This window comes from Sphingopyxis sp. H073 (assembly GCF_001468395.1).
Taxonomy (GTDB): Bacteria; Pseudomonadota; Alphaproteobacteria; order Sphingomonadales; family Sphingomonadaceae; genus Sphingopyxis.
Genome location: NZ_LNSG01000004.1, coordinates 234,059 through 256,738, shown reverse-complemented (window position 1 = coordinate 256,738; position 22,680 = coordinate 234,059). Strand labels below are relative to the sequence as shown.

The 22,680-nt window shown below is 60.0% G+C and carries 18 protein-coding genes and 1 tRNA gene; 18 read left to right on the top strand and 1 reads right to left on the bottom strand.

The window, feature by feature from the left end:
* Positions 1-35 precede the first annotated feature (35 nt).
* From ATE64_RS09235 to ATE64_RS09215, 5 genes are all read left to right on the top strand, one after another.
* Complete coding sequence (locus tag ATE64_RS09235; RefSeq protein WP_058454909.1) at positions 36-398, top strand: hypothetical protein; 363 nt, start codon at positions 36-38, stop codon at positions 396-398.
* On the top strand, positions 395-1,147 hold the full coding sequence (locus ATE64_RS09230) for an alpha/beta hydrolase (protein WP_058454908.1): 753 nt from the start codon (positions 395-397) through the stop codon (positions 1,145-1,147). The genes ATE64_RS09235 and ATE64_RS09230 overlap by 4 nt, the downstream gene beginning before the upstream one ends.
* Positions 1,148-1,203: 56 nt before the next feature.
* The gene (locus ATE64_RS09225) at positions 1,204-1,863 is read left to right on the top strand and encodes a 2'-5' RNA ligase family protein (protein WP_331458785.1); all 660 of its coding nucleotides are present in this window, start codon (positions 1,204-1,206) and stop codon (positions 1,861-1,863) included.
* Between the two features lie 60 nt (positions 1,864-1,923).
* Positions 1,924-2,000: transfer RNA gene (locus ATE64_RS09220), tRNA-Met, on the top strand.
* A 79-nt stretch (positions 2,001-2,079) separates the two neighbouring features.
* Positions 2,080-3,516, top strand: coding sequence for an integrase arm-type DNA-binding domain-containing protein (locus ATE64_RS09215; protein ID WP_269433210.1), 1,437 nt, complete (start codon positions 2,080-2,082; stop codon positions 3,514-3,516).
* Between the two features lie 219 nt (positions 3,517-3,735).
* Here ATE64_RS09215 and ATE64_RS22340 read toward each other — a convergent pair whose 3' ends face one another.
* Positions 3,736-4,443, bottom strand: a complete 708-nt coding sequence (locus ATE64_RS22340; RefSeq protein WP_058454906.1) for a TetR/AcrR family transcriptional regulator — start codon at positions 4,441-4,443, stop codon at positions 3,736-3,738.
* 122 nt (positions 4,444-4,565) lie between these two features.
* Here ATE64_RS22340 and ATE64_RS09205 point away from each other — a divergent pair, with 122 nt between their 5' ends.
* The 13 genes from ATE64_RS09205 (at position 4,566) to ATE64_RS09150 (ending at position 22,651) form a co-directional block, all read left to right on the top strand.
* Entirely contained in the window at positions 4,566-5,984 is a 1,419-nt protein-coding gene (locus ATE64_RS09205; protein ID WP_058454905.1) for an amidohydrolase family protein, read from the top strand.
* Positions 5,985-6,222: 238 nt separating this feature from the next.
* Positions 6,223-8,373, top strand: a complete 2,151-nt coding sequence (locus ATE64_RS09200; RefSeq protein WP_231729059.1) for a TonB-dependent receptor — start codon at positions 6,223-6,225, stop codon at positions 8,371-8,373.
* A gap of 16 nt (positions 8,374-8,389) precedes the next feature.
* The gene (locus ATE64_RS09195) at positions 8,390-9,181 is read left to right on the top strand and encodes a cyclase family protein (RefSeq protein ID WP_011415055.1); all 792 of its coding nucleotides are present in this window, start codon (positions 8,390-8,392) and stop codon (positions 9,179-9,181) included.
* A gap of 13 nt (positions 9,182-9,194) precedes the next feature.
* Positions 9,195-10,124 carry a 3-keto-5-aminohexanoate cleavage protein gene (locus ATE64_RS09190; RefSeq protein ID WP_011415056.1) on the top strand — a complete coding sequence of 310 codons (930 nt, stop codon included), beginning with the start codon at positions 9,195-9,197 and terminating at the stop codon, positions 10,122-10,124.
* 447 nt (positions 10,125-10,571) lie between these two features.
* Positions 10,572-13,277: a TonB-dependent receptor gene (locus tag ATE64_RS09185; protein ID WP_231729226.1), complete on the top strand. Its 2,706-nt coding sequence runs from the start codon at positions 10,572-10,574 to the stop codon at positions 13,275-13,277.
* Between the two features lie 85 nt (positions 13,278-13,362).
* Positions 13,363-13,506 carry a hypothetical protein gene (locus tag ATE64_RS21580; RefSeq protein ID WP_011415058.1) on the top strand — a complete coding sequence of 48 codons (144 nt, stop codon included), beginning with the start codon at positions 13,363-13,365 and terminating at the stop codon, positions 13,504-13,506.
* 1 nt (position 13,507) lies between these two features.
* Complete coding sequence (locus tag ATE64_RS09180; RefSeq protein ID WP_067678632.1) at positions 13,508-14,932, top strand: aldehyde dehydrogenase family protein; 1,425 nt, start codon at positions 13,508-13,510, stop codon at positions 14,930-14,932.
* Positions 14,933-15,008: 76 nt separating this feature from the next.
* On the top strand, positions 15,009-16,643 hold the full coding sequence (locus ATE64_RS09175; protein ID WP_082657687.1) for a GMC family oxidoreductase N-terminal domain-containing protein: 1,635 nt from the start codon (positions 15,009-15,011) through the stop codon (positions 16,641-16,643).
* 129 nt (positions 16,644-16,772) lie between these two features.
* Positions 16,773-18,317: an AMP-binding protein gene (locus ATE64_RS09170; protein WP_082657686.1), complete on the top strand. Its 1,545-nt coding sequence runs from the start codon at positions 16,773-16,775 to the stop codon at positions 18,315-18,317.
* Positions 18,318-18,383: 66 nt separating this feature from the next.
* Positions 18,384-19,178 carry an enoyl-CoA hydratase/isomerase family protein gene (locus ATE64_RS09165; RefSeq protein WP_058454902.1) on the top strand — a complete coding sequence of 265 codons (795 nt, stop codon included), beginning with the start codon at positions 18,384-18,386 and terminating at the stop codon, positions 19,176-19,178.
* 43 nt (positions 19,179-19,221) lie between these two features.
* Positions 19,222-20,460, top strand: a complete 1,239-nt coding sequence (locus ATE64_RS09160; protein WP_011415063.1) for a thiolase family protein — start codon at positions 19,222-19,224, stop codon at positions 20,458-20,460.
* Positions 20,461-20,497: 37 nt separating this feature from the next.
* A complete protein-coding gene (locus ATE64_RS09155) occupies positions 20,498-21,643 on the top strand; it encodes an acyl-CoA dehydrogenase family protein (RefSeq protein ID WP_017499968.1) in 1,146 nt (381 codons plus the stop codon).
* 105 nt (positions 21,644-21,748) lie between these two features.
* Entirely contained in the window at positions 21,749-22,651 is a 903-nt protein-coding gene (locus ATE64_RS09150; protein WP_011415065.1) for an SDR family oxidoreductase, read from the top strand.
* Positions 22,652-22,680: the final 29 nt, after the last annotated feature.

The window sequence follows — 22,680 nt, the reverse complement described above, 5'->3', positions numbered from 1 at the left end:
ACCGGCGCGGTCGACGGTCGGGAAGGGGAAAAGCGGTGAAGCGAAACCTTGCGGGCCATGGGCTGATCCTGCAGGCGATGACCGCCTGCATGGCGAACGGAGGAAGCGCGGCCGGGCAAGCCGTTAGCGATATCTGGATCGAGGACGGACCGCAGCTTGCGACGCCGCGCGCCACGCACCAGCTCGTCGCGGCCGGCGACACCGCACCGGAGATTTTCGACGTCGCCAGCGGAACCTCGACGCGCGTCGACCATGATCTCGGCGGCCCATGGACCTATATGACGCTCGTCAAGGCTGACGCGCGCACGGCGCTGCTCGCCGGCGGATATCGCGAAGGGCGGATCGAGCCGACCGACCGAAGCTGGATCATCCGTTTCGGCGAAGGGGCCGCATCATGACCACCGCCAAACTTTTCCTTCACGGCGTTCCCGACAGTCCGGCGATCTGGAGGCCGCTGCTTGCCGCGCTCGACCTCGGCGATACGCCGGTGGCGGTCCCTGCGCTGCCGGGATTTACCGGGCCGCTTCCGGCGGGCTTTTCCGCCACCAAGGAAGCCTATGCCGACTGGGCGGTGGGAGAGGCCGAGGCGCTGTTCGGGGCCCACGGCCCGGTCGACATCGTCGGGCACGACTGGGGGGCGCTGATCGCACAGCGCGCGGCGATGCTACGGCCCGACCTGTTCCGCAGCTGGGCTGTGTCAAACGCGGTGATCGATCCCGATTATCGCGGCCACCGCATCGCGCGCATCTGGAATACGCCGATTCTCGGCGAAATCTTCATGGCGCTGAGCAAGCCCGCGGCGCTCGCAAAGGGGCTGGCCGAGCAGGGGATGCCCGCCGGGATTGCCGAAGAAGAGGCGGCGCAATGGGCGAACAAGGACAAGCGTCGCGCGATCCTGAAACTCTACCGCTCGGCCAAGGGGCTGAACTTTCAACACGACTGGGCGCTCGATCTCGACAAGCTGCCTGCGAACGGCACACTGATCTGGGGTGAAGACGATCCCTATGTCGATCAGTCGGTAGCCGAGCGATTCGCCGCCGACAATGATGCACCGCTGACGTTCATTAAAGGAGCAGGGCATTGGGCGATCGCCGAGCGCCCTGTCGAGGTCGCGGCGGCGCTGCATCGCTTCTGGAGCGAACTCTAAACGTCGGTTTTCGCTAAGTCATCGGAAAGGCCAATCATAGTGACCCAATTAATCGATTGGATCGCATTGCCGGCTTCGGCCAATGCGCGGGGCAACGAGACAGGGCGTCCCATGGACGACGGCAAGCCTCCCTTTACTGCTTCGTCCATCCCGTCTCGACCTTGGTGACCCGGGCCTTCCCCCCTCCCTCCCGGGCCGCCGGTGCCGCGCCCATCGTCCTTACCGCGACGATGGGCGCGACAGACCAGCGCCATTTCGACGCGCTTCGTGCGGCGCATTACCCGCCGCTGCGCAACTTCATTGCGGCGCACATCACGCTTTTTCATCAGCTTCCTCCCTCCGCGCTCGACGAACTCGAATATTTGGTGCGGATGATAGCCGCCGACACGCCCGCGCCGCTGGCCGAAGTGAGCGAAGTTTATTCGCTGGGCCGCGGCACGGCCTTCCGTGTCGTCAGCCGCGAGCTGCTGGCGGCGCGTGCCCGCATTGCCGATCATTTTCACGGTCTTCTGAGCGCGCAGGACCAGGGAACGCCGCGACTCCACATCACCGTCCAGAACAAGGTGGCGTCCGACACCGCGCGGATGCTCGTCGCCGAACTTGGGCAGGATTTCCATCCGCGGCCGCTGCAGATCACCGGCCTGGCAGCCTGGCATTATCGCGACGGGCCGTGGGAACCGGCCTTCGCATTGAAATTTCGCGGGCGACGCAGATGATGTTGACCGGCGCCAGCACCATGCCTATAGGCGCTGCTCGCCCACAGGGCGGCCTTTCGGGGCGGAGTAGCTCAGCAGGTTAGAGCAGCGGAATCATAATCCGCGTGTCGGGGGTTCGAGTCCCTCCTCCGCTACCATCCCGGATTGTCCACCGGTGGCCCACTGAGGCCACTGGCAGACATTTTTCGAGGAAAATCAAATATTTTTCGCGTCCCGTTGCGTACGCCGGCGTCCCGGTGCGACCCGCTGCGGCCACCCACGGCGATTTGGATTGGGGGTATTTTGGGGGTATTTTTCGGCTGTCCCCAAAACAGGCGATACCCCCAGATGGCTTTGAAAGAACTTGAGGTCAAATACGCCACCAAGCGGCAGCGCCCCTACAAGCTGTCCGATGGAGAAGGCCTGCACCTGCTCGTCCAGCCGAACGGATCGAAGCTCTGGCGCCTGAAATACCGCTTCGACGGCAAGGAAAAACTGCTGAGCTTCGGCAAATATCCGACCGTCACGCTGGCGATCGCCCGCGAGAAGCGGACCGAAGCCAAGCGGCTGCTCGATCAGGGTGAGGACCCCGCCGAGGCCAGGAAGCGGGCGAAGAAGCAGAGGGCCGCGCTCAAGCTGTTCGAAGAGATTGCGCGGGCCTGGCACGCCAATCGTATTGAAGGGCTGGACTCGGCCCATGCCCTGCGCGTCATCAACCGGATGGAGCGCGACGTCTTTCCGGTCATCGGGAAGCGTCCGATCACGGAAATCGACCCGCCCGAGATTCTCGAGATGATCCGCGCGGTCGAAGCGCGCGGCGCCCTCGATATCGCCCGTCGCCTCAAGCAGAACGTCAGCCAGATCTATCGCTTCGCGATCGCGAGCGGCTGGGCGACCATCGATCCGACGCTCGGCCTCAACGATGCGCTCAAGCCCAAGCCGCCCGTCAGGCACATGGCGCGCGTGCCGCTCGCGGAGTTTCCGAAGCTGGTGCGGGCGATCTTCGCCTATGACGGCGAGGACACGCCGCGCCGCCGCGAGATCACCCGTGACGCGCTGCTGTTCACCTTGCTCACATGGGTCCGAACCAGCGAAACCCGCTTCGCGGCCAGGGACGAGTTCGAGGATCTCTATGGACCGAACCCGCTATGGCGTCTGTCGCCGGAGCGCATGAAGATGGAACGTGAGCATCTTGTTCCGCTGTCCCGCCAGGCCGCAATGATCGTTCAGCGCCGCTTGCAGGCGACGAACGATGCGTTCCTCTTTCCCGGAGCCAAGCCTGGAAAGCCTATTTCCGAGAACACCATGATCTATGCCTGCTACCGCATGGGCTATCTTGGCCGGCAGACGGTGCATGGGTTTCGGGGGCTCGGCTCGACCTGGGCGAACGAAGCCGAACGCTACAAGCCCGACTGGATCGAGATGGCGCTCGCCCACGAGGATGAGGACGAAGTGCGCGGCGCCTATAACAGCGCGCTCTATCTCACCCCGCGAAGGCGGATGCTGCAAGATTGGGCCGACGTGATCGACGCGGCAACCGCAGTGTCGGATGTCGAGAAGGATCCTATCGAGTTCTCACAGCTCACGGGCTGTTCTGCGCCCATCCAGCGCTTGCCGCCGAGCGACCGGAGACAGCCGTATTGGCAGCGCCCTCGTTGGGCGGCTTCGCGATAAGCGTCACGGCTCGGAACCGCTGATTAAGAGCGCGGCTTTCCACCATAATTATTATAAACGTCAGTTACTTAGATGCATCCGTGAATAGTGGGACTGAACAATAAGAAGCAGTATCGTATCATATCCTACCATGCCCTACGTCACAAATTCACCTACGTCGGAAGAGCGCCCTCATGGCGGACATTCGTTCAATCAAGCAGGCAATCACGGTGAGCGGCATCAACCATCGAGCTTGCCAATGCCCTGTACCCTAAGACACGATAACAATCCCCCCACGCAAAAGTCCTCCATGGCCTTCAGGGTCACCGAGATGTTCCGTGAAGAAAGTCGCCCACCCGACATGTGATCGATCCGGCGATTGTCGGCGAATGTGTACAGCGTACAGCTCAGAATAAACTGATAGGCCTGCAAGGCATCATCGCGCGATGACTTTGGTTTGATAGATATCATCGCCTCGACATATCGGCGAGATATTTCATCAAATAGCGGTGCAACTATTTCGTCCATCCAGAGTTGCACGCCTGCTATCTGTGAGATGAGGCGACAATAATTCATCCACCCCGGCTCACCGGATTCAAAACGGCTCAAGAGGGGGCCGTAAAATGCGCGGATGAGAAGTCGAGCCGATGCTTCCGGGCGATCTGGATCGAGGTCCAGCTCCGCAAGCCTTCGCAGCCGCTCTTCGTTCAACCACGCGCTGCGGCGTTCTATGACTTCCGTGAACAGCGCTTCCTTGGTTCCAAAATGATAATTCACAGCGGCGAGCCGTGTGGACGCTGCATCCGTTATTTCTCGCACCGAAACGCCGAAATAGCCCCGGTCCGCGAACAGCGACTCGGCGGCGTCCAGGATCTGCTCGCGCAGATCCGGTCGTTCCGTTTGCGGCTTGGAGATTGCCTTTTTTGGCTTAATATCTGGTAATTTCAATCATCTTCTCCCCCAAAAGCGCCCCGAATTGACATGTGAGTGGAACGTTCGTATCACTCGATCAAGGACGCGCAGCCTACGCTGGCTTCCGTCACAAAAATAGATGGTAGGGGAACGAAACTGTGAGACCGATCCTGATCCGTAACGGCTATGTCATCACCGGCGATCCTGCGATCGGCGACGTGCCCAGTGGGGATGTTTTGATCGTGAACGGACGCATCGCTGAGATCGGTCAAAACCTTCACCATGATGAGGCAGAGGAGATCGACGCGACCGGCACGATTGTAATGCCAGGCATGGTCGATACGCATCGGCATACTTGGCAGACTCAGCTACGCGCGATTTGCGCCGACATGAGCCTCATGCAGTATATGCGCTGCATCCGCTTCAACATCTCGCCCGTCTATACGCCAGAAGATGTCTATGTGGGCAATTATATCGGCGCCCTAGAAGCTCTGAACGCCGGGATCACGACGCTCTATGACTTCTCACATACGTCGCACAGTCCGGAACATGCCGATGAGGCCATCCGCGGCCTGCGGGACGCCCGGATTGCTGGCCTCTATGCCTACGGCTTCTATCCAGCACCGGTCGACCGGCCTTATTTTACGAGCGTCGACCAACGCATCGCCGATGCGGAACGGATAAGGACGCAGCATTTTTCGTCGGACGATCAGCGGCTGGGCATGGCGGTCGCGATCACCGAGGTCGGGATGTATCCGTTCGATTCGACGCGTAAGGAGATCATGACAGGCCGCCGACTTGGCGTGCAGCAAACAATTCACACGAACTGTTTCTGGGGCTCCGCTTTTTGCAGCGGTATAGAGGAACTCGCGGCGGCCGGACTCCTTGGACCCGACCAGGTCCATGTGCATTGCAATTCCGTGACAGACAACGAACTTCGCCTGCTCGCCGATAATGGCGCCAAGGTTTCATGCACGCCCGATACGGAACTGCAGATGGGCATGGGCCACCCCTTGATCGGCCGCGCCCACGATGTCGGCATCAAGCCTACACTTGGGGCCGACGTTATCTCCTGCAACGGTGGCGACCTACTCACGCAGGCACGCCTCGGTCTTCAAGACGCGCGCGTCCTGGCCAACGATCCGGTCAATGCGCAAGGTCGGATGCCTGAGGATATCCCATTCAAGGTACGTGACGCGATCGCGTGGATGACGATCAACGGCGCGGAAGCGATGGGTCTTGATCATCGCACGGGATCGCTCACGCCGGGCAAGGATGGCGATATCGTTCTCATCGCGCCCAACGACTTCAACCTCATGCCGCTGAACGACATGGTGGGCGCGGTCGTGCTGCAGGCTAACGTTTCCAACATCGATACGGTGGTCCTGCGCGGCGAGGTCGTGAAGCGCCACGGTCGCTTGACTGGCGTCGACTTCAAGCAGTTGCTCCGCATGGCGGAGGGCTCGCGCGAGCGGATCATGGAGCAGGCCCTGCGTCGCGGTCCGCTCGTTCCGCCGCCCAACACCACGGCAATGGCAGAGATGGAGGAGACCGCGCGCCAGAACCTGGCCGCATAGCGGGGTAGGAAACCAAAGGCGCCGCATGAACCGCGTCGGCGTCCAACGAGGAGGGGATTACGAAATGGATAAGCTTTGGCCGCGCGCCGCGCGGATCGGACTTCTTTTGCCTGCGGTCGTTGGCACAAGCGCTTACGCACAGACTGAGCCGGCTTCATCGGCTGCGAGCACTCCGCAGCCGGAGGCCGTATCGACGCCCGCCGCACAGGATCAGGGCGCCGGTCTTCAGGACATCATCGTGACTGCGCAGAAGCGCAGCGAGTCGGTGCAGAAAATTCCTCTCGCGGTGACGGCCCTATCCGGCAATGACCTCGCGAAGGCGGGCATCAACAGCATCGAGGGTCTGCAGGCCGCCGTCCCCAATCTCAACCTCGGCCAGCAGCTCGGCGTCGCGAGAATCTCGCTGCGCGGCATCGGCCTCGACAACCTCAGCACCGGCGCCGAGGGAAGTATCGCTTTCCACCTCAACAGCGCGTTCATTTCGCGCGGCGCCGCAGCGCTCAGCGCATTCTACGACGTCGATCGCGTGGAAGTTCTGCGCGGGCCACAGGGCACGCTCTATGGCCGCAACGCGACCGGCGGCTCAATCAACCTCATAACGCGCCAGCCCACCGACACGTTTTCGGGTTATGGCGATGTCACGGTCGGCAACTATGGTCGTTTGGCGTTCGACGGCGCCGTCAGCGGCCCGATTGTCTCTGATAAAGTGCTCGCGCGGATCGCTTTCTCGACGGACGACCGCAACGGCTATGGCCGAAACATCACGACCGGCACTAGGATCGACGACACCAATGCCCGTTCGATCCGTGGTACGCTGAAGCTTTTACCCGCCGACGATCTCACCATCACTCTGATCGCCGACTATCATCGAGAAAATGACAACGCGAACGGCTATCATTATTTCGGACCCGCGGGCCAGACTGCCAGCGGCCAGACAATCACACCTTTCGGCATTCAGTTCGGCGGCGTCACCGCAAGCAATCCGCGCGATATCGCAAACGAAGCCGATCCGTTCAACCGGCGCACGATCTGGGGTGTCAGCAGCGAGATTGCATATCGATTCGGCGGCGTCACAGCCAAGTCGATCACGGCCTATCGCAGCACGAAATACATTACCGGATCGGACCTCGATTCCACCAGTTTTCGTCTCGCGCCGATCTTCCAGAACGAAGACGACAAACAGTTCAGCCAGGAGTTTCAGCTCTCGTCCGAATCCGACCGGTTCCGATGGCTGCTGGGGGCATTTTATTTCCACGAAAATGACGCCGGCGCGATCATCATTCCCTACAATGATATTGGCTTCGGCGGTCCCGGCGTCATCCGCCAGGGCTATTATGCCGGCGGGCGTCTCGAGACTGATGCCGGCGCCATCTTCGGGCAAGCGACCTACAATCTGACCCCGGAGATTCACCTCGTCGTCGGTGGCCGTTACAGCATCGAGCGAAAAGGCATTTCCGAACAGCTTCAGTTCGACCTCGCGCGACCCTATTCGCCCGCCAATCCCGTCGCGCCGCTCGCCCAGTGCGGAGCCGATATCCCATCGGTCCCGACCTGCCAACCGCACAAGACCTTCCGATCCTTCACGCCGAAAGTGGCGCTCGAGTATCAAATCACGCCCGACGCTTTGCTCTACGCCTCGGTTTCGCGAGGCTTCAAAAGCGGCACCTACAATGTCGGCGGCGTGCAGCCGCCCGTGAAGCCGGAGAAGGTCACGGCCTATGAAGGGGGCCTGAAATCGGAATTCCTCGATCGGCGGCTCCGCATAAATCTTGCCGGCTTTTATTATGATTACAAGGATCTCCAGGTCGGCAAGGTGGTCAACGCGTCACTCGCGCTGGAGAATGCGGCGACAGCGACGATCTACGGTGCCGAGCTCGAGTTGCGCGCGCGCCCCACGCCCGACTTAGAACTGGGTCTGACCGGCTCCTATCTCAACGCCAAGTTCGACAGTTTCATCAGTATCGATCCCGCGCGACCCGGAGGTGACGGGCGCACCGTCGACCCGGCGACCGGCGCACCGGCTTTCAACAACGCCGGCAACCGCCTGCCGCAAGCCCCCAAATGGACGGTCGACGCCATGGCACAATATACCGTGCGCTCGGACCATGGATCCTTTGCCCTTCGCGGAGAGGTCTTGTGGGTCGATAAGGTCTATTTCAGTGCCTTCAACGTTCCGCAGGTGTCGCAGCCGGCAAAGACCAAGCTCAATGCCTCGCTGATCTACACCGATCCGGGCGATCGCTGGAGCGTGACCGTCTACGGCAAGAATCTCGCCAACAAGACGTACATCTCAAACGCCTTTGTCAGCTCCAGCATCGTGGGATTTGGCGTCAACGGCTTCCTCGAGGAGCCGCGAACCTATGGCGTGACCATCGGGTATAAGTTCTAGCCGGGAATATATTCTCATGATCACGATTCCCACCGCCGAGTCCATCATCGACATTTCGATGCCCATCGAGAATGATATCGTATCGGATCCGGCGGCCTTTCGTCCACGGGTCCGATATTTCGGGCACGATGATACACGAGAACAGATGCTGGCCTTCTTCCCCGGAATGACGGCCAGCGACCTGCCCGATGGCGAGGCCTGGGCGATCGAGCATGTCGAGCTGATCACGCACAACGGCACGCATCTCGACGCACCTTACCATTTTCATTCGACGATGGATGGGGGCAAGCGGGCGATCACGATCGACGAGGTTCCGCTCCACTGGTGCTGCCAACCAGGCGTCAAGCTCGATTTCCGGCATTTCCCCGATGGCTATGTGGTGACCGCCGAGGATGTTCGGGCTGAACTCGATCGGATCGGCGTCAAGCTCAGCCCGCTGACCATCGTGGTCATCAACACGCGGGCCGGTTCGGCCTACGGCACGGATGACTATGTCAACGCGGGGTGTGGAATGGGCCGCGAAGCCACGCTTCACCTGCTTGAGCGCGGTGTCCGGGTGACAGGGACCGATGCATGGTCATGGGACGCGCCGTTCACTTACACGGCGCAGAAATATGCCGAAACCGGGAATGCCGACCTGATCTGGGAGGGGCACAAAGCGGGTCGGGAAATCGGCTATTGCCATCTGGAGAAGCTGCATAATCTCGAAGCGCTTCCATCCTCCGGATTCACCGTGATGTGTTTCCCGACCAAGATCAAAGGCGCTTCGGCAGGCTGGACCCGCGCGGTCGCCGTCCTCGACGATTGAATGGAGTCTGGCCATGAGCAACAAGGTCATCATCAGCTGCGCGGTGACGGGATCGGCGCACACGCCGACGATGTCGGACGCGCTCCCGGTCACGCCCGAGGAGATCGCCGAGCAGTCGATCGCCGCCGCCGAAGCGGGCGCGGCGATCCTGCATCTCCATGCCCGCATCCCCGAGGACGGTAGGCCGACCGGCGATCCCGAGGTCTATGCCCGCTTCCTGCCCGTGATCCGGCAGCGCACCGACGCCGTCATCAACATCACGACGGGCGGTGCGGCCACCATGCCGGTCGCCGAGCGCCTCGCCGCCTCTGCGCGTTTCAAGCCCGAGCTTTGCTCGCTCAACATGGGCTCGCTCAATTTCGCCTTCTTCCCCGCCGCGAAGCGCATCGCCGACTGGAAATACGCGTGGGAGAAGGACTATGTCACCGGCTCCGACGACTATATCTTCCGCAACACCTTCCGCGATATCGAGACGATCCTCACGACGATGGCGGAGGCGGGTACCAAATTTGAGCATGAATGCTATGACGTCGGCCATCTCTACAATCTCGCCCATTTCGTCGATCGCGGCCTGGTGAAGCCACCCTTCTTCGTCCAGATGATCTTCGGCATATTGGGCGGCATCGGTGCCGATCTCGAAAATCTTCATTATATGAAGGAAACCGCCGATCGCCTCTTCGGACGCGGCAATTACCGCTGGTCGGTGCTCGCCGCGGGTAGGCACCAGATGCCCTTTCTGACGCAGGCGGCGTTGCTCGGCGGCTATGTCCGCGTCGGGCTCGAGGACAGCCTTTTCATCGAACGCGGCGTCCTTGCGGCTTCGAATGCCCAGCAGGTCGAGAAGATCAAGCGCATCCTCGCCGAAATGGGTCACGAACCCGCGAGCCCCGCCGAAGCGAGGGAAATCCTCGGTCTCAAGGGCAGTGACCGCGTCGCCTTCTGAGCCGTGCACAGGAAGCAAGCGAATGAGGGCTTCGGTCATCGACCGATTCGGCCGTCCAGACACGGCCCTTTGGCGTGCCTGAGAATCCGTATCGCCAGATGAATTCGTACCTCATCTTCATGATCCAACAACGGCACAATGCACAGCCCGTATACGCGGATGTCGACGGGGCTGCTTTCAAGGCGCGCTGTCGCCGCTCACGGCGACAGAGATGGTGCATTCACGGTCACCCGAATAGCTGATTTCCTTTGCTACTCGGCAAGGGAAAACCGTTGGCACCGCCGATTACACCGATACACCGTTTGGAAAAGCTGGATTGGAACGCCTCGCGCGCGCGCATCCGTCCCGCTGGGCGCGCTCAGCGTGACTATTCCAATGAAGTGTATGGGGTCATTTGCTCCGCCACGAGACGTCGCCGGTGCAGGCTCAACAATCCTCAATCAATGAGTGGAAGGAATAGTTCGCCAACAAATTGAATTGGACGATGAGCCCCAAGGCGCGGCAAATGGCGCCAAATCAAAAAATGCCGTGGGGAGGACAGTCATGGTCACAGCCTTTAGGACAAATTTGCTTTGTGCCACCGCGCTATCGATCGCGTGTGCGCTTGCAGTGCCGGCACATGCCCAGGACGCTGCATCGCAGGGCGAAAAGCCCGAGGCGCAGGAAGGTGGCCTTGAGACAATCGTCGTCACGGCGCAGAAGCGCGAACAGAATTTGCAGGATGTTCCGGCCGCCGTTTCCGCCATAGGCGGCGAGACGCTGCGCACGCGCGGCATCACGGAGACCTCAGACTTGATGGGCGCGATCCCCAGCCTGCAAGTCACCACTCCCTATGGTCGCACCCAACCGAATTTCTCGCTGCGCGGGATTTCAGTGGCGAACGAATTTTCCGCCTCCACTGCGTCGCCGGTTGGCGTCTATGTCGATGAAGTCTATCAGAGCTTCCGGGCGAGCCATGGCCTGCAACTCTATGACATCGACCGGGTCGAGGTACTGCGCGGACCGCAAGGAACACTCTACGGTCGCAACACCACGGGTGGCGCGATCAGCTTCTTCACGCGCAAGCCGGATCTGGGAGAGGCCAATGGCTATCTGACCGCCGGCTATGCCAATTACGACACTTTCACGGTGCAGGGCGCCGCTGAAGCGACGCTGGTTCCCGACATCTTGGGCGTCCGCGTCGCCGGTACTTTTGCAAAAGGGGATGGTTGGCAGCGCAATGTACTGCCTGGGAATGAGCGCGACCTAGGGACCACCGATACGATCGGCGGTCGCATCTCGATCCGCTTCCGGCCCGATCCCGATCTCGACATCAATTTGAAGCTCTATGCCGCGAAGGACGATCCATGGGGCACCGCGCCCTATGCAGGTGGTCAACTCGCGGGCGGGCAGGATGCGCTCGGCTATTCGCGTTACGATCCGCAACCTTTCCTAGGCGGGCGGTTGCTGCGTGACAATGAGGTCGCAGTTGATCGGGTAGGTAAGAACATCAGCAAGTCGAAAGGGATAGCCCTCAACATCAAATGGGATGTCAGCGACCAATTCTCCGTCACCTCGATTACCGGCTACGACACCGGCGACTATATCAACAATCCTGATGATTGCGATGGCGGCCCAGCCGATCTCTGCTCGATCGGCCTCACGTCGACGAGCAAGAATTTCAACCAGGATCTGCGTTTCAGCTATTCGAACGACCGCCTCGATATCATTGCCGGCCTTTATTATGGCAGGGACAAGGTCAAGACGGTCAACTACCCGGACTTTTTCGGGGCGCTGAGGCCGCTGCTGCTTGGCGCCGGTCTTCCGGGCAGCTACAATAACGCCGCAATCGGAACGCCCGACGCGATCCGCTATATCCCAGCCTTTGCCGCCAATCCGGCGTTGGGGCCTGGCGATGCCGGATTCTGCGACGCGATCGAGATCAATCCCAACGGCTTCCTTGATGCACGCTCGCTGATTGCACTCCAGACCGACATCGCGATCAATAATACGGGCAATGGCGGCATGGGGGGTAGCTTTTCGGCGGGCTGCGCCGGGGCAGGCGCGCCTCCGTTCACCCCGATCCTCGGCGAACAGCGTTTTGACGTGTCGCGCCCCTCGAAGGCGATCTACGGCGACGTAACCTGGAAAACGACCGAGCGGCTGACCGTGGCGGTGGGTGCACGCTACACCCAGGATAAGGTCAATTACCTTAACGGCAGCACTTTCCTCTATGCGCTCGACGGTACGACGCCGGTTGTCAACCTGATCCCCTACAGCAATCCATACAACCCCAATCTCGCGCCGCTTGAGCAGCGCGAAAAGGCAAACAGGCTAACCGGCCGTATCAATGTCAGCTATGAGTTCGCCGATGATATCATGGGCTATCTCCAGTACAGTCGCGGTTACCGCAGCGGCAGCTTCAACGGGCTTGCCTATCAGGGCGTCAATCAAGTCTATTATATCCAGCCTGAAAAGGTGAATGCATATGAGGCGGGGCTCAAAACCCGGCTGTTCGATCGCCGCGTCCAACTTAACCTCGCGGGCTTCTACTACGAGTATTCGAATCACCAAGTAACGCAGGTGGTTGGCGCTACAACCTTCACGCGCAGCGCCAATGGTCGCCTGTTCGGTGGCGAGGCCGAACTCGCCTGGCAGGTGGCCGATACGTTGCGTTTCGATGCTTCGCTGGGCTATCTCAACAGCAAGTACAAAGGCAATGTGATCGATCCGGCAAACCCGGCAAGCCCGACATTGAACGTCAACGGCAATCCCTTCCCGAACGCGCCGGAGGTTACGTTCCAGGCCGGATTCGACTGGGATATGATCGATGACGGCACCAACAAGCTGACCTTGCGCGGTGATGCGTCCTACATGGGCAAGTACTATTTTGATCCGTTCAAGAATTATGGGCAGACACCGTGCGATACACCCCCAGCGGGATCGAACATAACGCTCGCGGGTAAGGCGATTACATGCGCAAATCCGGGCTACTGGCTCGCCAATGCGCGATTAACCTATGCGCACGACAATATGTCGGTTAGCTTGTGGGCGAAGAATCTGTTCGACAAATATTACTACACCTACGGCCTCAACATCAACGTGTTCGGCTACGATTATCTGAACCGCGGCATGCCGCGCACTTATGGCGTCGAAGCGACAGTCAAGTTCTGATCGCTGCTGCGACGGGGGCGGCGGGCATCCTCTCCCGCCCGCTGCCCCCGATTTTTCGACCTGACTTTCAGACCGAGGAGTATCCATGATGCGTTCCACCGGCAACGGTCCCTCATTCATCGGCACGGCGTACAGAATCGAGCGCGCTGCGATCACTGAGATCGGCGCAGCTGAAAGCACCGCCCAGGCGAGCAGCGCCGAGCGGCCGGCGCGCCTCCGGACGATTTAACGTGGATGCGTCTTGGAACAGAACTGAGCTGGAACGAATTTTCGCGACCCAACGCGAAGGGACGCGTGAGCAGGTTTCGCGCAGCTACGAAGAACGCATGGACCTGCTCGGGCGCCTTGGCCGGATATTTGAGCAGCACAGAGACGAATTGGTCGATGCCGTTGCCGCCGATTTCGGCATTCGATCCCGCTACGAGACTATCCTGCTCGACCTGATGCTTGGCATATCGGAAATTAAATTTGCGCGCCGCAATCTGAAGACGTGGCTGAGGCCGCGGCGGGTGAAGACTGACATCTTCGGCCTTCCCGGTTCATCGCGCCTGGTCCCCCAGCCCCTAGGTGTGGTGGGCGTTCTCGGCACGTGGAACTATCCGCTCGGCACCATATTCGTTGGCGCGGCCGGTGCATTGGCGGCCGGCAACCGCGTGATCGCAAAGCCGAGCGAAGTTTCCGCCAACGCCGCCGAAGCCAGCGAGCGGCTTGTGCGCCGGTATTTCGCCGAAGAGGAATTCGCGATTGTCCAGGGCGGGCCCGACATGGCACAGGCGATGACGGCCCTACCTTTCGACCATATTCTCTTCACCGGTTCACCCGCGGTTGGCCGCAAAGTCTATGAAGCGGCGGCTGCCAACCTTACACCTGTTACTCTGGAACTTGGCGGCAAATGCCCTGCCATCGTGGGCAAGGGTGCATCGCTTGCACAAGTCTGTGAAAGCTTAGTGTTCGGCAAGCTGCTCAACGCCGGCCAGACCTGCATCGCCGCTGACTATGCCTTCGTCCATGTCGATCAGATGGAAAGCTTCGTCGCCGCACTCCGCGCTCAGGTTGCCAAATGCTACCCCAACGCGGCAAGCAACCCCGATTTCACCAGTATCATCAATGACCGACAGTTCGCGCGGCTCCAAGGTTTGCTCGATGATGCCGAAGCCAAGGGCGCGACGGTGCTCAACCTCTCGGACAACGGCGATGGAACGCTTCCTGAACGGCATCGGATCGTGCCGTTGGCGGTTCTCGACGTTACCGATGACATGGCGATGATGCAGGAGGAGATTTTCGGACCGATCCTGCCGATCATGCCATATCGCTCCGAAGACGATCTCATTCGCTACGTAAACCGGCATGAGCGCCCGCTGGCGCTCTATTATTTTGGCGACGAAAGTGAGGAACGGCGCAAGATCATTTCCGAAACGCACGCTGGCGGCGTGACTCTCAACGGCACGGTCATGCACGTCTTCCAGCGCCGGCTGCCTTTCGGTGGCATCGGACAGAGCGGCATCGGTGCCTATACCGGCGTCGCCAGTTTCGAGCGCTTCACTCATTACAAGCCGGTGTTCTCTCAGCCGAAACTCAGCCTGCTTGGTCAACTTCTGCCACCCTATTCGAGCAAGACCGAAGGACTACTCAACATCTTCGAAAAGATCCTCTGACGTGGCTGCGGCGGTTGATGCTGGCATGTTGCATGACGCCGGGTCGCCAGCATGGGTCGAATGACAAGGGAAGCAAATGGCTGACTATGTAATTATTGGAGGTGGGTCGTCGGGCGGCGTTATCGCCAGCCGGTTGTCCGAGGACCCCGATGTCACCGTTTGCCTGCTCGAGGCAGGCGGCCCAGGCACCTCGCCGCTTGTGTCCACGCCCGGCGCTTTTGCGGCGCTGATCCAAGACTATCGGATCAATACGCTCAACTGGCGGTTCAACACCGACCCTTCAAAGGCGCTCAACGACCGCCGCCTCTACAATCCGCGCGGGAAGATGCTGGGTGGATCGAGCGGTATGAACGGGATGGTCTATATCCGCGGCGACCGGTCGGATTTCGACCACTGGGCCGAACTCGGCAACGACGGCTGGGGTTACAACGATGTCCTGTCCTATTTCCGCAAGGCTGAGAATAATGAGCGCGGTGAGGATGAGTTTCACGGCTCGTCGGGACCGCTTCACGTATCCAACGGCAAGCGCGAATTCGATGTCTATGATGCTTTCATCGAGGCGGCGACTGGACTGGGCCATCAAGCCAATCCGGACTTCAATGGGGCCAGCCAGGAAGGTGTCGGCATCTATCAGTTTACCGTGAAGGACGGGAAGCGCGCCAGCGTGAAGGCGTGTTACCTTGATCCGGTGATGGGCAGGCGCGGCAACCTCCGCGTCGAAGTACATGCCCGCGTCCATCGTATCAGGTTTGAGGGCAACCGCGCGGTGGCAGTCGAGTATTCCCAGGACGGGCAGTTGAAGACGATCCCGTGCGAAAAGGAAGTCATTGTCAGCGGCGGCGCCTATAATTCGCCCCAACTGTTGATGCTTTCCGGTATCGGACCGCGTGATGAGTTGGAGAAGCATGGAATCGAAGTGATTCATGATATTCCCGGTGTCGGCCAGAATCTTCACGACCATCCTGACCTGATGCTGATCTACCAGTCGAAGAAGCGGCTCGGGATCGCACTCAATGTCGTTGGCGCGATCAAGACCGTGCGAGACCTATTCCAGTATCTCACGCAAAGGAAAAGCTGGCTGGCATCGCCGCCCACGGCTGCAGGCGGTTTCTTGCGATCCGCGCCGGGGCAGAACCGGGCGGATTGCCAGGTCCATGTCGTGCCGCTCGCCTATCGCGACCATGCGCGCGACTACAAGCTGATGACGAAATGGGGCTATACGATCATTCTCAATATTGGGCGCCCAAAGAGCCGCGGCTGGGTTGCCTTACATGACTCAAACCCCGAATCCGATCCCAAGATGGACCTCAATCTCTTGAGTCATCCCGACGACCTCAAGACGTTGCGCAATGCCTTCCGTGTCGTGCAGGAGATCCTGCATTCGGATCGCATGAAGGCGATGATGAAACGGCCTCTCTATCCTGACCGCTACCTTGAAACTGATGAAGAGATCGACGCCTATATCCGGGCAGAAGCCAATCATGCTTATCATCCGGTGGGAACATGCAAGATGGGCACCGACGAGATGGCGGTGGTCGACAACCGCCTGCGCGTTCACGGCCTCGCAAATATCCGCGTGGCCGATGCCTCGATCATGCCATCAGTCGTCAACGGCAACACCAATGCAACCTGCATCATGATCGGCGAGAAAGCCGCCGACATGATCCGGCACGATAATATGAGCAGCAAGAATAGCATCGCAGAATATTGAATTGGACGATTGGATCAATGCTGCAGACACAGATGCTTACGAAAAGAAGTCCGGAGAGGCCTATCGCATGTCAGTTTATTATGTGTCGACTGCGCCATTGTGGGCGAGCGCCTTAGAGGAGCGCGGCTGATGGACGTCCGTACGCAAATACGTCGCGCCGCACGTTATTTCGCCCAGCAAGAGGCTCTCGTTCACGGCCACAGGCGGTTGACTTTCTCGGAAGCCTGGTTGCGCGGCGTGAAGCTCGCAAATGCTCTTGCGGAGTGCGGCCTTCAACCGGGTGACCGGATTGCTACGCTGGAGAAGAACTCCATCGAGGCCGCCGACATCATACTGGCGGCTGCCATTGGAAACTATACGCGTGTTCCTCTCTATGCGCGCAACCGATGTGAAACGCACGCCCATATGATCGCGAGTACCGGATCTCGGTTGGCGCTGGTCGATGAGGCATTGGCTTCGGAGTTGGCGGGGCTGGATGCCCAAGCTCCGACGCTTGAGCGGATCATTATCCGCGATCACAACTATGAGAATTGGTTGGCGACAGCCTCGGACCGGGATCCTGATCCCGTCGTCGCGCCGGAGGACTATTGTGTCATCCGCCACACCGGCGGCACGACGGGCAAACCCAAGGGCGTTGCCTATCGGCACCGTTCATGGATGACGATCTCCGCCGCATTTTTCAGCATCGGCCCCCAAGTGGCTCCAGGGGATGCCATTCTGCATGTCGGCCCGTTGTCCCATGCATCGGGCTTCCTGTTCGTGCCGGCCTGGTATTGCGGCGCCCGCAACGTGATGATGGACGGCTTCGATCCAGCGTCCTTTCTTGACACTCTCGAGCAGGAACGGATCAGCCATGCCTTTGTAGCCCCCACCATGCTCAATGCCATAGTGCATCACGACGGGGCATATGGCCGCCACTTTCCGAATTTGAAGTTTCTGCTGAGTGCTTCAGCGCCGATCTCCGAGCCGACGCTTCGCAAGTCGTGCCAGATATTCGGGAATCATGTTCTTCATTCGGGCTATGGACAGACCGAAATCCTGCCCATCGCGTCTATGGGGCCCAACGAGTGGTTCGGCGAATTTGAAGGTTCTGCCCCAATTCGGGCGGTCGGACGTCCCATGAGCGGCGCCGATATCGAAATCCGTAACGAGGACGGAAAGGTGCTGGGACCAAACGAGCCCGGCGAGATCGTCGCACGGTTCGAAAATGGCCAGATGGAGGAATTCTGGAACGATCCGGAGGAAACCGCCCGGCGCATGGAAGATGGCTGGGTCAAAACCGGCGATGTCGGCATGATCGACACAAACGGATTTTTGTATCTGCTCGATCGCAACAACGACATGATCGTGTCAGGCGGCTTCAATATCTATCCCACCGAAATCGAAAACGTAATTGCCGACCATCCCGGTGTACTCGAGGTCGCGGTCTTTGGCGTGCCCCATGAAAAATGGGGTGAAACGCCGCTTGCAATGGTGCGTGTCAAGCCCGGAGCACAAATCACGGAGACCGAGATAATAGATTTGGTGCGCCAGCGTCTGGGCTCCGCAAAAAAGCCAAGCAAGGTCGTTTTTACCGCCGAGCCACTGCCGTTGAGCAATGTCGGAAAGGTGCTTCGTTCAAAGCTTCGAGAGCCCTATTGGGCGGGCCAGGACCGGCGCATTTCGGGGGCATGACCGACGCAGCCATCCTAGCCACATCCTCTATTCCGGTGACCGCCTGCCGGCGCGCGGGAGACTGCAATGGATTATGAATACATCCTGGTTGAGCAACGCGGCCCAGCGCTTTGGGTGACCCTCAACCGGCCGGCAGCGTTGAACAGTCTGTCGTTGGCTTTGGCCGAGGAACTAGCCGCAGCGATCGAGGCAGCGGAAGCAGATGCGACGGTGCGCGCTTGCATTCTTACCGGCGCCGGACGGGCGTTTTGCGCTGGCGCGGATCTGCTCGCAATTGGCGATGGAACAGGCGGACAAACTCTCGCCGAACGCTTAAATCTGTTTCTGCCGCGGCTCGGTCAGGCTTTTAACAGGATCGAGACGTCGCGCCTTCCGATAATTGCGGCGGTCAACGGCCTTACGCTCGCCGGCGGCTTGGAACTGGTGTTGTGCTGTGATCTCGTCATTGCCGCGCACCCGGCCAGATTTGGCGACGCCCATGCAAATTACGGCCTGTTGCCCGGCGGTGGAGGGTCGGTTCGACTCCCTAGGAAGATCGGCGAAGCGCGTGCGAAACATCTGATGATGACCGGCGGGACCATCTCGGCTGCCGAGATGAAGGAAGCCGGACTCGTGACCCAACTGGTTGCTCCCGAGGATCTCATTGCGGCAGCGCAAGCGCTGGTAGAATCTCTTGCAGAAAAGAGCCGGCCAGGGCTCGCCTACATGAAGCAGCTAGTCCGCGCTGCGCAGGATAGCTCGCTCGAAGTCGGGCTGCGTCACGAACTCGAAGCCATGGCTGCTTACGCCTTGTCCAACGACATTGTCGAAGGACTGGCGGCATTCCGGGAGAAGCGGAAGCCCGATTTTTCCGACCGGTGAGACCTGATCGGATGCGGAACACATTGGAAGAATGGATCAACGAATGACCGACATATTCGTCATGGGGGTTGGGATGACCCCGTTCGGAAAACAGTTCGACAAGAGCCTGAAAATGCTCTGCGCCGAAGCTTCGTCGCAGGCCTTTTCCGACGCAGGATGCACCGCCGGCGATGTCGAAGCCATCTTCTTCGGCAATTGCGTCCAGGGGCATATGGAGGGCCAGGACATGATCCGCGGCGAAATCGTGGCGCGAGCGATGGGCATCTCAAGCGTTCCCGTGGTGAATGTCGAAAACGCATGTGCGACGGCTTCCACGGCCTTGCACATGGCCGCCGCCTATGTTCGATCGGGGGCAGCGGATGTCGTACTCGCGCTCGGCGCGGAGAAGATGTACTCGCCCGACAAGGCGCTCATGTTCAGTGCATTCGATGGCGCTTGGGACGTGCATGAAACCGAGTCGGGCCGCGCGCAGCTGCTGGCCATGGGCAATGGCGTCGATGTTCCGGAAGGAACGACATCGAGTCAGCCTTACAGCGTTTTCATGGATGTATACGCCGCGATGGCACGCGCGCACATGAAGACCTACGGCTCGACGCAAGCGCAAATCGCGGCCGTCTCGGCGAAAAATCACATGCATTCGACGCGCAATCTGCTTGCCCAGTATCGCCTCCCATATACCGTCGAAAGTGTACTCGCTGCGCCTCCGATCGTTTACCCGTTCACACTGCCGATGTGCTCCCCGATCAGCGACGGCGCCGCCGCTGCGATCATCTGCAGCGAAGCCGGTCGGCGCAAACTGTCGGCAGCCCCGGACAGGGCGCTAAGAATCCTGGCGTCTGTGCTGCAAACCGGCGCCGCGCGCGATCCCTTTGATTATGACCACCATGTCAGCCGCCTTGCGGCGAACCGGGCCTATGCGATGGCCGGCGTGGGGCCAGAAGATATTGGCGTCGCGGAGGTGCATGACGCCACGGCGGTTGGCGAGATCATTGAAATCGAGGCGCTCGGCCTGACGCCGCCTGGCGAGGGCGGACTCGCGGCAGAGCGCGGTGAGACGGCGCTGGGTGGGCGTATTCCGGTAAACACGTCGGGCGGGCTTGAATGCAAGGGACATCCGATCGGCGCCACCGGGCTCGGCCAAATCTACGAGCTTGCGCTGCAATTGCGCGGCGAGGCGGAAGATCGACAGGTTCCGAATGCCCGGTTCGCGATCGCGCAGAACGGCGGAGGTGTCATCGGGGTGGAAGAGGCGGTGGTCGCCGTCACGATCCTGGGCCGGTAGTTGTCAGAGCGCGCCTAGGGAAACACGGGGTCACGATATGAACTTTGAGCTGTCCGATGAACAACGCATGGCGGTGGAAACCGTCCGCCGCTTTCTCGACAACAAGCTTGAGCCGGAAATCCGCCGGCATGGGGAGCGATTCATCCCCAAACCGCTCATGAAGGAATGGACTCAAGCACTGACCGGCTATGGCCATATTACCGCACCGCATCAGGAGCAATGGGGCGGGCTTGATATGGGATGGCTCACTCATCTGCTCATTTTCGAGGAGATCGCCTATTCCTCGCTCGATGTGGCCATACCCGGCTTCATCAACGCGGTTGGCGCAGAACTCATCCGCCGCTTCGCCCCGGAGACGATCAAGCAACGCTATCTTGCCGACCTCGTCGCGGCCGAGAAGTTCGTTTCGCTCGGCATCTCGGAGCCCGATGTCGGCTCGGACGTCGCCGCCATTAAGACACGCGCCGTACGAGACGGCGATTTCTGGGTCATCAATGGCGAAAAGACCTGGATCACCAACGGAGCCTACTCGGACATCTTCATCTGTACGTGCAAGACTGGCGAAAATGAAGTCACTCACATCCTGGTCGATCGTGACGAGAGTGAGTATGAGGTGCGCGATATCCAGAAGATGGCGCTCAACGGCCAATCGACTGCACAGATATTCCTGTCCGATTGCCGCGTACCGGTGGCAAACACGATCGGCCGGGTCGGCGATGGATTGCGCAATACGTTGCAAGTGTTCGAGATTGCCCGCTGCCATATGGCGATGTGGAGTATCGGCATCGCACGGCGAGCAATGGATGAGGCGATCGCGTACGCTCGCGATCGCGCGCAGCATGGCAAGAAGATCGCCGGCCATCAGCTGATCGCCGACAAGATCGCCATCATGGCGACCAAGATCGACGCAGCCCGTCTGTTGACGCACCGGGCAATATCCCTCGTCCAGGCGGGCACGCGCGCAGAGACGGAATGCTCGATGGCCAAGTGGTACGCCACCGAAATGGCGATCGAAGCGACGCGCGATGCGCTTCAGATCCATGGCGGCAACGGCGTCACCCGCGAATTCATCGTTGAGCGGCTGGTGCGTGAGGCGATCATTTGCCCCATCCCCGATGGCACGACGGAGATTCAAAAGCTTGTTGTTTCGCGCGCCCTGACCGGCATTCAAGCCTTTCGGTAAGGCTCAGACGAAAACGACAGCGTCGACGGAAATGGAGCCGCGTGCCTGACTCGCACAGGATCAAATGCGCAGATGCGTCGCTCAGGTAAAAGAGGCAGACAAGCGATGGACGAAGAGCTTCGTTTCGATGGCAGGGTAGTGGTTGTGACCGGAGCCGGAGGCGGACTTGGGCGCCAGTACGCGCTGATGTTTGGCGGGCGCGGAGCCAAGGTGGTGGTGAATGATCTGGGTGGCGACGAGAAAGGGAGCGGCAGCTGCTCCACAGCCGCTGACAATGTGGTCGACGAAATTCGAGCCACGGGCGGTCAGGCGGTGGCAAATTATGCGTCGGTCGAGGAGGGCGCGCTGATCATCCAAGCCGCGGTTGACAACTTCGGAACCGTTGACGTCGTCATCAACAATGCCGGCATCCTGCGCGATGTGAGCTTCCACAAAATGACCGACGAAGACTGGACACTGCTTCAGCGGGTCCATCTGAATGGGACGCGGGCAGTGACGCAGGCAGCATGGCCGATACTGCGCGACAAGGGCTATGGCCGCATCGTCATGACCACGTCTGCAGCCGCAATCTACGGCAACTTCGGTCAGGCCAACTATGCCGCAGCCAAGCTCGGAATATTGGGGCTTGCGAACGCGCTGGCGGAGGAGGGGCGGTCCAGAAACATCCAGGTTAATACGATCGCCCCAATCGCCGCATCGCGTATGACCGCGACTGCCTTTCCACAAGAGTTTCTCGCCAATCTCAGAGCGGAAGCGATCAGTCCATTGGTCGGTTGGCTTGCGCACGAGAATTGCAGCGAAACCAAAGGGCTTTTTGAAGTTGGAGCCGGCTATATCGCCAAGCTTAGGTGGGAGCGCGCGCTTGGGCACGCCTTCGGAGCGGACAGGGCGTTCACGCTCGATGATGTCGCCCGGCACTGGGGTAGAATTGTCGACTTCACGGATGCCGAGCACCCGCTCGGGCTGAATGACAGCCTTGAGGCGGTAGAACGGGCGCTGAGAGCGTAATCAACCCGATGAATTACCATGATATTTTT